This is a genomic window from Ancylobacter aquaticus (assembly GCF_004339465.1).
Taxonomy (GTDB): domain Bacteria; phylum Pseudomonadota; class Alphaproteobacteria; order Rhizobiales; family Xanthobacteraceae; genus Ancylobacter; species Ancylobacter aquaticus.
In genome coordinates, this window is record NZ_SMFY01000002.1 from 1,353,886 (window position 1) to 1,365,835 (window position 11,950).

At 64.9% G+C, this 11,950-nt stretch carries 11 protein-coding genes and 1 pseudogene; 5 read left to right on the plus strand and 7 right to left on the minus strand.

From position 1 onward, the window contains the following. Nucleotides 1-7 precede the first annotated feature (7 nt). The 5 genes and pseudogenes from EV667_RS15935 to EV667_RS15955 all read left to right on the plus strand — a co-directional run. A complete protein-coding gene (locus EV667_RS15935; RefSeq protein WP_131836264.1) occupies nucleotides 8-691 on the plus strand; it encodes an urease subunit gamma in 684 nt (227 codons plus the stop codon). 2 nt (nucleotides 692-693) lie between these two features. Continuing rightward, nucleotides 694-2,406 (plus strand): urease subunit alpha, encoded by a 1,713-nt coding sequence (gene ureC, locus EV667_RS15940; protein ID WP_131836265.1) that lies wholly within the window; start codon nucleotides 694-696, stop codon nucleotides 2,404-2,406. A gap of 2 nt (nucleotides 2,407-2,408) precedes the next feature. Continuing rightward, nucleotides 2,409-3,053 (plus strand): urease accessory protein UreG, encoded by a 645-nt coding sequence (ureG, locus tag EV667_RS15945; protein WP_131836390.1) that lies wholly within the window; start codon nucleotides 2,409-2,411, stop codon nucleotides 3,051-3,053. After that, nucleotides 3,050-3,931: an urease accessory protein UreD gene (locus EV667_RS15950; RefSeq protein ID WP_245516183.1), complete on the plus strand. Its 882-nt coding sequence runs from the start codon at nucleotides 3,050-3,052 to the stop codon at nucleotides 3,929-3,931. Before ureG ends, EV667_RS15950 begins: the two co-directional genes overlap by 4 nt. A gap of 269 nt (nucleotides 3,932-4,200) precedes the next feature. After that, nucleotides 4,201-4,666, plus strand: a pseudogene (locus tag EV667_RS15955) (transposase family protein); the annotation flags it as partial. 156 nt (nucleotides 4,667-4,822) lie between these two features. Here EV667_RS15955 and EV667_RS15960 read toward each other — a convergent pair. The 7 genes from EV667_RS15960 to EV667_RS15990 form a co-directional block, all read right to left on the minus strand. Further along, nucleotides 4,823-6,349 carry a tripartite tricarboxylate transporter permease gene (locus EV667_RS15960; protein WP_131836266.1) on the minus strand — a complete coding sequence of 509 codons (1,527 nt, stop codon included), beginning with the start codon at nucleotides 6,347-6,349 and terminating at the stop codon, nucleotides 4,823-4,825. 28 nt (nucleotides 6,350-6,377) lie between these two features. Next, nucleotides 6,378-6,905 carry a tripartite tricarboxylate transporter TctB family protein gene (locus tag EV667_RS15965; protein ID WP_131836267.1) on the minus strand — a complete coding sequence of 176 codons (528 nt, stop codon included), beginning with the start codon at nucleotides 6,903-6,905 and terminating at the stop codon, nucleotides 6,378-6,380. 71 nt (nucleotides 6,906-6,976) lie between these two features. Then, complete coding sequence (locus EV667_RS15970) at nucleotides 6,977-7,831, minus strand: tripartite tricarboxylate transporter substrate binding protein (RefSeq protein WP_165901621.1); 855 nt, start codon at nucleotides 7,829-7,831, stop codon at nucleotides 6,977-6,979. A 380-nt stretch (nucleotides 7,832-8,211) separates the two neighbouring features. After that, complete coding sequence (locus tag EV667_RS15975) at nucleotides 8,212-9,048, minus strand: IclR family transcriptional regulator (protein WP_131836269.1); 837 nt, start codon at nucleotides 9,046-9,048, stop codon at nucleotides 8,212-8,214. A gap of 79 nt (nucleotides 9,049-9,127) precedes the next feature. Continuing rightward, nucleotides 9,128-9,505 carry a cupin domain-containing protein gene (locus EV667_RS15980; RefSeq protein WP_131836270.1) on the minus strand — a complete coding sequence of 126 codons (378 nt, stop codon included), beginning with the start codon at nucleotides 9,503-9,505 and terminating at the stop codon, nucleotides 9,128-9,130. Next, nucleotides 9,502-10,458, minus strand: a complete 957-nt coding sequence (locus EV667_RS15985; protein WP_165901622.1) for an NAD-dependent epimerase/dehydratase family protein — start codon at nucleotides 10,456-10,458, stop codon at nucleotides 9,502-9,504. Before EV667_RS15985 ends, EV667_RS15980 begins: the two co-directional genes overlap by 4 nt. Nucleotides 10,459-10,465: 7 nt before the next feature. Next, on the minus strand, nucleotides 10,466-11,935 hold the full coding sequence (locus EV667_RS15990; RefSeq protein WP_131836272.1) for an aldehyde dehydrogenase family protein: 1,470 nt from the start codon (nucleotides 11,933-11,935) through the stop codon (nucleotides 10,466-10,468). Between the last annotated feature and the right edge of the window lie 15 nt (nucleotides 11,936-11,950).

Here is an 11,950-nt window from a genome sequence, read left to right on the forward strand (position 1 = left end):
GAAACTCATGCTCCTGACCCCGACGGAACTTGAACGTCTGACGATCTTCACGGCGGCGGAACTGGCCCGCAAGCGCCGGGCGCGCGGGCTGAAGCTCAACCATCCCGAGGCGGTCGCGCTGATCACCGACGAGATATTGGAGGGCGCGCGCGACGGGCGCAGCGTGGCGGAGATGATGGGCTTCGGCTCGACGATCCTGAGCACGGACGATGTCATGCCCGGCGTGGCGTCGCTGATCCCCATCCTCCAGGTCGAGTGCGGCTTCCGCGACGGCACCAAGCTTGTCACCATCCACGAGCCCATCCGTCCGCGCGAGGGGGCGGATGCGGACACGCTGGAGCCGGGCGCGCTGCTGCCGCTGGACGGCGAGATCGAGCTCAATGCCGGACGCGAACGCACCGAAATCACCGCCGTCAACACCGGCGACCGGGCGATCCAGATCGGCTCCCACTTCCACTTCTTCGAGGTGAACAAGGCGCTCGAATTCGACCGGGCGAAAGCCTATGGCAAGCGGCTCGACATACCCGCCGGCACGGCCGTGCGCTTCGAGCCCGGCCAGAGCAAGACGCTGGTGCTGGTGGCTTTCGGCGGCGATCGCAAGATCAGCGGTTTCAACAATCTCAGCGACGGCACCGATGATCGCGACGCCGCGCTGCGCCGGGCCCGCGACGGCGGTTTCAAGGGAGCCTGACCATGGTCACGATGCTGCGCAGGGACTATGCCCACATGTATGGGCCGACGGTCGGCGACGGGATAAGGCTGGGTGACACCTCGCTGGTGGCCGTGGTCGAGAAGGACCACACGGTCTATGGCGACGAGTGCCTGCACGGCGGCGGCAAGACGCTGCGCGACGGCGCGGGCCTCGCCGCCGGCGTGACCTCCAAGGAGGGCGCGCTCGACATGCTGCTGTGCAATGTCGTGGTGATCGACGCCGTGCTCGGCGTGGTAAAGGGCGACCTCGGCATCAAGGACGGCAAGATCGTCGGCCTCGGCAAGGCCGGCAATCCGGCAATCATGGACGGCGTCGATCCCCGCCTCATCGTCTCGCAGGGAACCACCGTCCGCGATTGCGAGGGGCTGATCGCCACCGCCGGGGCGATCGACGTGCATGTGCATTTCGACAGTGCCGGTCTTGTCGAGCACGCCATATCGAGCGGCATCACCACCATGATCGGCGGCTCGCTAGGCCCCATCACCGTGGGAATCGATTCCGGCGGGCCCTTCAACACCGGCAAGATGCTGCAGGCCGCCGAGCAGTGGCCGATGAACTTCGGCTTTCTCGGCCGAGGCAACAGCCATAAGCCGGCTTCACTGGTCGAACAGATGCGCACCGGCTGCCTCGGCCTGAAACTGCATGAGGACTGGGGCTCGATGCCGGCGCCCATCGACACCTGCCTGCGCGTGGCCGACGAGCTCGACTTCCAAGTGCAGATCCATACCGACACGCTGAACGAGAGCGGGTTTCTGGAGGACACGCTGGCGGCCATCGGCGGGCGCACCATCCACATGTACCACACCGAGGGTGCCGGCGGCGGCCATGCGCCCGATATCATCCGGGTGGCGGGCATCAGCAACTGCCTGCCCTCGTCGACCAACCCGACAAACCCCTACACGGTCAACACCTTCGACGAGCACCTCGACATGACGATGGTGTGCCACCACCTCAACCCGGCCATCCCCGAAGATGTGGCCTTCGCTGAAAGCCGCATCCGCCCGCAGACCATCGCGGCCGAGGACGTGCTGCACGATCTCGGGGCGATCTCGATGCTGGGCTCCGACAGCCAGGGAATGGGACGCATCCACGAGGTGATCTGCCGGACATGGCAGCTCGCCTCGAAGATGAAGGACCAGCGCGGGCTGCTGCCGGAGGACCAACCGGGCCTCGGCGACAATGCCCGCATCCGGCGCTATATCGCCAAATACACCATCAACGCCGCCCGCAGTTTCGGCATCGCCGCGCATATCGGCTCGCTCGAAGACGGCAAGATGGCGGATATCGTCATCTGGCGACCGGGCTTCTTCGGCATCAAGCCGGAGCTGGTCGTGAAGGGCGGCTTCATCGCCTGGGGCGCCATGGGCGACAGCGCCGCCTCGCTGATGACCTGCGAGCCGATCATGATGCGCCCGCAATGGGGCGCCTTCGGCCGCGCCGCGCCGGCGCTTTCCGCCTGCTTCGTGCATCCTCTGGCGATCGAGGACGGGATCGGCCGGACGCTCGGCCTTTCCAAGGCGCTGCTGCCGGCCAGCGGCACCCGCACGCTGACCAAGCAGGACATGCTCCACAATGCCGCGTGCCCGGATATCCGCGTCGATCCGCAAACCTTCGAGGTGTTCGTCGACGGCACGCTGGCGACCTGCGAGCCCTATGACACGCTTCCTCTCGCACAGCGGTACATGCTGCGATGAACATGATCGACAATCAGCGGGCCAAAGAGGCGACGGGACACGCGGTGGCGGCGCGGGTCGGGATCGGCGGGCCGGTCGGTTCCGGCAAAACGGCCCTGATCGAAGCCCTCATCCCCGTCCTGCACGCACGCGGCGTCGACCTCGCGGTGGTGACGAACGATCTCGTCACCAAGGAGGACGCCGAACGCCTTCGACGCTCCGGGCTCATCGATCCGCAGCGCGTGGCAGCCGTCGAGGCGGGCGCGTGCCCGCATACGGTGATCCGCGAAGACCCGACCTTGAACATTGCGGCGGGCGACGAATTGGAGGCGCGTTTTCCTGGCGTCGAGCTCATTCTGTTCGAGTCCGGGGGCGACAATCTCGCTTCCACCTTTTCGCTCGATCTGGTGGACTGGTGGATCTTCGTCATCGATGTCGCGGGAGGCGACGACATTCCGCGCAAGAAGGGGCCCGGAACGCTGCGCTGCGATCTCCTGGTCATTAACAAGCAGGATCTCGCCCCACATGTCGGCGTCGACCTGCCGCGCATGCTGGAAGAGGCGCGGTCCGTTCGCGCGCAACGGCCGGTGATCCTGACCGACGCCCGGCGCGGTGACGGGGTGGGCGATGTCGCCGACCAGATCATGAAGGCGGTGCTGTTTCGATGAACGTCGCGCTCGACCGATCCGACTTCTTGTCACCCGCGGGGACGGATCCAATGCCGGGCGCCTGTCGCGACGTGACGGCAGCGCTCGACTTTGCGCGCGGTGGGGGACGCACCGTGCTGACGCGCCAGCACGTGCCTTATCCCTTCCACATCACCCGGCCGTTTGCGCTCGATCGCACCCTGCCGGAACTGGCCACACTCTATCTCCAATCTTCCTCCGGCGGGCTGTACCGTGGCGACCGGCTGCGGCTCGACCTACGGGCCGGCGCCGGCGCCATGGCGCACCTCACAAGCCAGGCGGCGACCGTCATTCACCGCACGCCGGCGGCTCCCGCTCGGCTTTCGACCTCGATCACCGCCGGCGCGCGCTCGTTCCTGGCATTGACCAACGATCCCTTCATTCTGTTTCCCGAGGCGGGCTTCGTCTCGTCCATGGAGATAACGGTGGCGCCGGATGCCCGCGTCATCGTCTCCGATGGCTTTGCCTCACACGACCCGGAAGCGCGGAGCCGCCCCTTTGAGCGACTTGAGACACGCACGCGCATTTGCGGTCCGGACGGAGGCCTGATCGCGACGGATCGCGGAAGCCTGAGCGGCTTGGACTTCGCCGGAGGCGGTTCGCCTCTGGGGCCGTATCGCGCCATGGGCAGCATGCTGGTACTCGGCCCACGCCTCGGCGAGATCGACCCGCATCGTCTGACGACCGAGATGGAGGCGCTCGGTTGTTGCGCCGGCATAAGCGAATTGCCGAATGGCGGCGGATTGATCTTACGCTGCCTCGCCCTCACCGGGGGGCATCTGGCCCAGGGCATGGATTACCTGTTCGTCCTCACCTTCATGGCACTGATGGGCGAAAGGCCAGCCCGGAGACGGAAGTAAGTGCCACCATCGTTACCCCCTCCGCCTGATCCAGCTTGACGTTCTGGCCCGACGTGAGGACCAGGACGCGGGCCGATCACTCCATCCCGGTCTCCGAGGTCGACCGCGCGCCGCGAGGGCCTGATGCACAAATCGGTGGAGGCCGGCGATGCCTCGGAAGTGGTGGCGGACACCGTCGCTGAGGCCGCGACAACTCGGAAGCGGAGGCTGCGCTGTTTCGCGGGGAAGCAGTCGCGCCGTGTGCGCTCCCTGCGCCGCTACTTGCGGAGGGCAAGCCTGCCGCCGTGGCCCCGCGATGACGATCAGGCCGCTGAGGTCCGTCGGCTGAAGCGCGAGTTGCAGCGCGTGACGGAGGAGCGCGACATCCTAAAAAAAAGCGGCCGCGTACTTCGCCAAGGATGCAAAGTGAAGTACGCGTTCATCGCCGAGCATCGCCTGCTGTTTTCGATCCGCGCCATGTGTCGGTGCCTGCGTGTCCAGCCCAGCGGCTTCTGTGCCTGGCTGAAGGACCCGCTGAGCAAGCGCGCTCAGGAAGACCAACGACAGACCGAGATGATCCGCGCGGCATGGAGCCAGAGCGGCAAGGTCTATGGCTATCCATTGGCCGACAACAGGTGATTGCTTGCAATCACCGTAGCGCGCAGGCTTCACGATGACCTAGCGGACATGGGCGAGAGCTGCTGTCCAAACCGGGTTGCGCGGCTGACGCGGCAACTGTCACAACAACGCCGTCCCCAGCCAGAACCGCTGCAGGTCAGTTCGCCCAGCGGCTGGCGGCCGTCCCGGCGAGGGCAATGGCGCCCGTCCGGAACGGTGTGAACGTCGCCTTTGAATGCCCATCGCAACCTCCCTCGTTCGAGTGTTGCGACGACCGCTTGTATCCGCCCCGTTTTATACCTCGGATGCTTTTCCCTTCCGGCGAAGCGGGCCGAAGAGCATACCAAAAGCATGACGAACAATCCTGCTGCGCCCAAAGAGAGAGTAGAGGATAAGTGCCATAAAGACGAGTGCGAGGGGCCGCTCGAAGAACGAGAAGACATCCCCATGCGCTGAGAGCAACGCGCGGCGAAGACCGATGTCTGCCATCTGCCCGAGAATGAGCCCGATCACCAGCGGCGCGACCGGATATTCCATCTCCTCCAGCACGAAGGCCAGCAATCCAAAACCGAACATCAGATAGACGTTGAAGATGTTCAGGCCGAGAGAGTACGAGCCGAGGATCGAGATCATGGCGACCATCGGCAGGACGATGGACGGCGAGAGGCGCAGGACGAGCACCGAGAGCCGCGCCATTGCGAGCCCGCAGATCGCCATGGCGATGGCCGACCAGAACAGGAATGCCGCAATCTGGGGAATGACCTCAGGCGATTCGATCGCCAGCATCGGCCCCGGGCGCAGCCCGTGCAGCCACATCGCACCCAGCAGCATGGCTGCGGGCGGCGAGCCCGGCACGGCGAGTGTCAGCACCGGCACGATGGCCCCGCCTATGCAGGCATTGGCGGCAACTTCCGGGGCGATCACCCCACGCATATTGCCTCGTCCAAAGGTCTCCGGGTCCTTTGCCGAGCGCTTGGTCGCGTCATAGGCGCTCCAGGCGGCGACGTCCTCGCCAACGCCGGGAATGGCGCCCACGCCGACACCGATGAGGCCGGAGCGCGCGATCAGCATCTTGCATCGACCTAGGAACTTGAAATCCGGCCACACCTTCGACAGCACCGTGCTGCGCTCCAGGCGACCATCCGAGTCACGTAGGCCGCGGATGATCTGGGGGATTGCAAAAGCACCGAGAATGACCGGAACGAATTCGATACCGCCGGCCAGCTCGGGCACTCCGAATGTGAACCGGCTGTAGCCCTGGATGGTCTCGATACCGACCGTCGAAATGGCAAGTCCCAGAATGCCCGCGATCCAGCCCTTGGCGGGAAGATCGTCCGAGGTCAGCGAACCGCAGATGAGCACCCCGAAGACGGCGAGCAGGAAGAACTCGATCGAGGTGAACTGCAGTGCCAGCGCGACCATCACCGGCATGACGAGCAGCATCATGGTGAGTCCGAAGATGGTCCCGAGAGCGGACCCCATCGTCGCATTGGCGATGGTCTCGCCGGCGCGGCCCTGTTTCGCCAGTTGATGACCATCGCGCACGCTCGCTGCCCCGGCGGACGTGCCGGGAATGCCGATCAGAATGGCGGATTGGCAGCCGCCATAGACCGCGCCGACATAAGCGCCGATCAGCGCGATGATCGCGACATCGGTCGGAAGGTTGAAGGTCACGGTGCTCAGCAGGGCGACGGCAAGCGTCGCCGTGAGACCGGGAAGGGCACCGAAGATGATGCCCAGCATCACGCCTCCGAACAGCACACTCATCTTGATGGGCGTGACTGTCGCGACGACCTGATGGAGGAATTCGATGAAGTACATGGCTATTCTCCCTCGACGGGTCGTCGGCTCAAGGCATCGGGACCTGGAAGAATTCGGTGAAGATGTATCCGATCACCAGCGGCGCCAGCACAGCAATCAGCGCCAGCTTGAGCACCGCCCGGACGGTGAAGGGGCGATCCGGCGCGCGATGAAAGACGAGCATGGTGACGAAGAGAAACACGCTCGACGCGATGTGATACTCGACCCTGCCGATGCCGACGAAGACATACAGACCGACCAGCGCCGCCGCCATGGCCATGCGGTGGAGATCGTGGTTGCTGCCAACCGACCGGAGACCATGGGCCGCCGCACGGCCCAGCCCCCGATAGCCCCCACCCCGCACGGCGTGCATCAGCACGTTTGAGCTGAAGATGATGAGCAGAACGCCGAGTACGGTAGGGAATAGCCCGGGAGACAAGTACCAGTCCTGCTGCAATCCGCCGGACTGAACGATCCAGGGCATGCGGCTGGCAGCGACGATCATGACGATGCCGAGGAGCATGAAGACAATGGACGTGACGAAGTCAGCTTTTCTGAGCGGCTTTTCGGAAGACATGTCGTCCACTCCGGAGATCCTGCAAAGCTAGACGCCGGGACGAAACGCTTCGTCCCGGCGTGATCGCCCCCTCAGGGGCGCGCGATGTCGAGAGTGGCCGGGTCGACCTTACCGACCTTCAAATCCCACAGCGTCCAGCTCAGTGCGCTTTCCATCTCCTGCAGTTCCTTCATCGAGGCGTCGCCGCGCGTGCCGAAGATGGTGAGCAGCTTGTCATCGGCGATCTTCTTGAGTTCCGGATCCTTCACGGCGAGGTCGAAGGCGGCATCGATCTTCGTGACAACGTCTGCCGGCACATCGCCCGGAACGGCAAAACCAACCCATTGACGTGCCGGAATATCCTTCAATTTCGGATAGGCTTTTCCTATGCCGGAAAGCTTGCCGAGTCCGGGGAACTCCTGATCCGTCATCTCGACCAGGCCGAGCGAGCGAAGGCGACCACCCTTGATGTATTCGGCCTGCTCGGAAACGCTGGAGATGACAGCCGCGGTTTCGCCCGACATCGCCGCAACCATGGCGGGCGCGCTGCCCTCATAGGGAATGAGATTGAGCTGAGTGCCGGTCGCGTTGGCAAGTGCCACGCCCTTCAGATGCCAGACCGAACCGAGGGCACTGTGCGAGACGTTGACCTTGCCGGGGCTCGCCTTTGCTGCAGCGAGAAAGTCATCCACCGTCTTGAAGGGAGAGTTCACCGGAACCGCGAGGCTGCCGGGAGCACCCGCAACCATGTACCAGCGCCAATCCTTGGTCTTCGTCGTGTGGAAACCCATTACCGCCGTGGTTTGCATCCCCTCTGAGGCGCCAAGCCAGTAATTGCCGTTATGCGGTTGCGACCAAACATAGTTCATCGCCACCGCGCCGCCGCCGCCCGTGCGGTTGACGACGTTCACCTTGACGCCGAGATGCGGCTCCAGCGCCTTGGCCATCAGGCGATTGACCAGATCCGTCGCGCCGCCGGCCGACGACCAGACCGAATCCTCGATTGGCCGAGTCGGCCAGTCCTGCGCATGGACAGGCGCGACCAGCGAGAAAGCGATGACGGTGCCCGCGAGCGCGCGAGCCCAGGAAGGACGTGAGATCATGGCGTTTCCTCCTCTCCGTTCGCGGACGGGCCGTTCCGGCGCCCGCGATACGGAATTCCCAGATTGTCCGGCTCTGCGGCCGCTTCAGCGAGCGCGCCTCTTACGGGGCCCGTTCTCGCCTAAAGTTGAAGGCTATTTCTGATATTATCGCAAGTCAATTCATAACAAGAAATAGACGGCCGATTTGATCGACTCTTTTCCGACCTTGGAAGGCCGCGCGAGCACTACCCTGCAGTCAGCTTCGTTGAATCGGGGACGTGGCCGAGTTGGGCCGACAAGTCGCGTCCCGCCTGCTGGACCAGCGCCGAAATCTCGCCGATACGGCTCAGGCTCAGCCGCCAGACCGGGGCCGAAATGCCGACGGCAGCAATCATCCTGTTGCGAAAATCGAACACGGGCGCCGCTAGGCAGCGCACGTCGGGATCAAATTCACCGTCGTCGAAGGCAATGGCGTTCTGCCCCGCTTCGCGGATGGCGGCCCGCAGCAGATCCCCATCGACAATGGTTTTCGGCGTGATGGGCGTAAGCGATATCGACCTCAGGAAGGCGTCAAGTTGCGGATCCGGCAGCGCGGAAAGCAGTATCTTGCCGATTGCCGTCGCATGGGGAGGGCGTGCGGCACCGATACGCTCGGCCAGGCGGATGGAGGCCGTTCCGTCGCATTTGCCGATGATGACCACCTCCCGGCCCGCGCGCACCGCGATATGGCTGTTCTCGCCCGTTTCGCCCGCAAGCGCGGTCAGGTAGGGCGTCGCGGCATTCAGCAATTCCAGCTCGTCCAGCGCGCCGGATGCGAGGCTGAAGAGCCTCGGACCGACCCGATATCGTTTGCTGTCAGGCTCTTGCCGCATGAGGCCGAGCGTGACCAGCGTCTTGGCGAGATGAAAGGTGGTGCTGCTGTGAAGCCCCACTTCCTTGCTCAGTTCGGCGAGCCCGATGCCCTGCCGGGCGCGTGCCACCGATTGAAGGATGGCCATCGCCCGATGAAGCGACTGCACGCCGCCGGTGGCGCCGACGATCGCGGCGTCGGCCTCGGCTTCAGCGGATTTGACCTTGGGCATCCGTCACCTCATTTACGACAATATGGGAAGACCTCTCAGTTCAACATACAGGTCACGGTTCTCACCGCAAAGCCGCCTCTCACTCCGGGGCCGTATCGTCGGGCGGTGTCGTCACCACCACGAATTTTAGGTCGACCATGCCGGTATTGTAGATCGCGTGCTCGACACCGGGCGGCAGGAAGATGACCGTCCATGGCTGCACCACCGTCCGCTCTCCATCGATCTCCATGAGGCCTTCGCCTTCGAGGATGTAGTAGATCTGCTCCTGGACGACATGCTTGTGCGGCCCGACGAAGCCCTTGGGCTGGTAGCTGGAGATGCGGAAGTCGATCAGTCGCGTGTCGGCATTCTCCGGCCGCACCAGCATCTTGGAATAGGCGCCAAAATGGGCCGGCGGCTCCTCCCAGAAGACTTCCGCGCCCCGCCTGATCGTCGCCTTCCGCTTTTCCGTGCTCATGCTGCCGCTTCCTGGCTGGGGGTGTGTCGCGTGCGAAGCTCGGCTACGTAGGCGGCCAGCCCGCGCTCGATGTCGAAACGGGGAGAATATCCGAGGCTTTCCCGGGCGCGGTCGACGGCAAGTGCGCCTTTGCGGACCACCGGAATGTCATCGCGGTGATGCAGCGGCCCCGGGCCTATCGAGATGTCCGCTCCGGGAACCAGCGCCCGGACGATCTCGACGATGCGCCCGACGGTAGGCGCACTGTCGCTCGCGATGTTATAGGTGTCGAATTCGAGCCGAGGCTGGTCGAGAGCCGCCAGAACCCCGTCCACGAGGTCGTCTATGTAGGTGTGGTCGATGGCCGAATCCGCTCCGCGGGGCAGGTGCAGGCTTCGTCCATCGAGCGCCGCGTCGATGAAATTCTTCGGCACGCGCGAACGCGGCAGTCCGGGCCCGTAGACCCAGGAGGTGCGCAGGTTGATGCACGCGATTCCATGCGTCGCGCGGTAGGTTCGGCCCAGCCCTTCGACCGCCAGCTTGCTCACGCCATAGGCCATCACCGGCCGCGTCGGATGGCCCTCGTCGACCCGGTCGGCGAGGAAATGCCCGAGCGTTTCCTCCGAACTCAGATGCAGCACCCGGCGGATATCGCGGCGGGCCATCGCCTCAAACAGGTTGACGCTGCCGCCGATGTTCACCCGCAGCATTTCGGCCTGCGAGAGCGAGGCGAGTACGCCCACCATCGCCGCGCAGTGGATCACCGCGTCGGGCTGATGCGCGTCGAGCGCCGACAGGACGCTGAAGGCATCGGTGATGTCGCCGGGAACAGTCGTAATCCCGGCGTCCGTCGCTTCTTCGAGGTCGGGCGCGAAGCTGCGGTCGAAGGCGATGGCGACATCGCCGCGCTGCGCCAGCCGCCGCACCAGCGCCGCCCCGACAAATCCACCGCCACCTGTCACCAGAACGCGCATGGCGGCCTCACATGTTGAACAGAACGAGGCGCTCATCCGTCATGTCGCGGATGGCATAGCGAGGACCCTCGCGCCCGATGCCGCTGTTCTTGACACCGCCATAGGCGAGCTGGTCGGTGCGCCAGGTCGATGAGCCGTTGATGATGACACCTCCCGTGCGAAGGGTCCGCACGGCGCGCATCGTCACCTCGTTGGAGCGGGTGAAGATACCGGTCTGAAGGCCGAACTGGCCGGCGTTGACGAGAGCAAAGGCCGCGTCGAGATCGTCATAGGCAAGGATGCTGATCGCCGGGCCGAAGACCTCGTCGCAGAACATCTTCATGTCCGGGCGCACATCGGTCAGAACCGCCGGGGTCAGCTGGGCGCCATTGCGCGTGCCGCCTACATGGAGCGTTGCCCCGCCCTGCACCGCCTCTCCGATCCAGGCTTCGACGCGCTTTGCTGCCGCCTCGTCGATCAGCGTGCCGAGATCGGTCGCCGGATCGAGTGGATCCCCGCACTTGATCTGGCGGACCTCGGCGACCACTCCGCTAACGAACGCGTCGTATCGCGACCGATGCACCAGCACCGACTGGACCGAGATGCAGCTCTGGCCGGCAATGCGCATGGCATTGCGCGCGCAGACCTTGGCGGCCGCGTCGATGTCCGCGTCCTCGTGCACGATGGTCTGGCCATTACCGCCGAGTTCAAGCGCCACCCGGCGCAGGCCGGTCGTCGCCTTGATTTCCGCACCGGCAGGGGTCGAGCCGGTGAAAGTGACGAAATCGACGCGCGGATTGCGCACCAGCGCCTGTCCGGCCTCGCGTCCGCCATGCACGACATTTAGTGCGCCGGCCGGGATGCCGGCATCCACCATGATCTCCGCAAGAAGATGCACCACGCCTGCCGCTTGAGGCGGCGCCTTCAGCACCGTCGCATTGCCTGCCGCGAAAGAGGGCCCCACCTTGTGGCAAGCCAGGTTGAACGGCGCATTGAACGGTGTGATGGCGCCCACGACGCCGACCGGAAAGCGGAGCATGAAGGCAATCTTGCCTGCCCCCATCTCGCTGCTGTCCAGCGGAATATGGGCGCCCTCGATGCGGACGGCCTCCTGCGCCGAGAGGGTCATCGTATCCTGCGAGCGGCGGACCTCGCCGATGGCGTCCTTTACTGCCTTGCCGGTTTCGCGCGACATCAAGCGGCCGATGTCGTCGGCTCGCTCGACGATCAGTTCGGCCGCGCGCTGGAGGATGGCCGCGCGCTTGTAGGCCGGCATCGCCGCTACGCGCGGCGCCGCCTCAACGGCGGATGCCACGGCCTCGTCGACAGAAGCTGCGGTTCCCTGCGGCACGCGCGTGACGACTTCGCCGCGATAGGGGTCCCGAACCTCGGCATGCGTGTCGGAGTCGCGCCATTCACCGCCGATGAGATGACGAATGGCGAGCACCGGCTCGCCGGCCGATGACGAGATGCGGTCTGGATGAGGGGCGTTGGTCATGATCGGCTCCCTGCG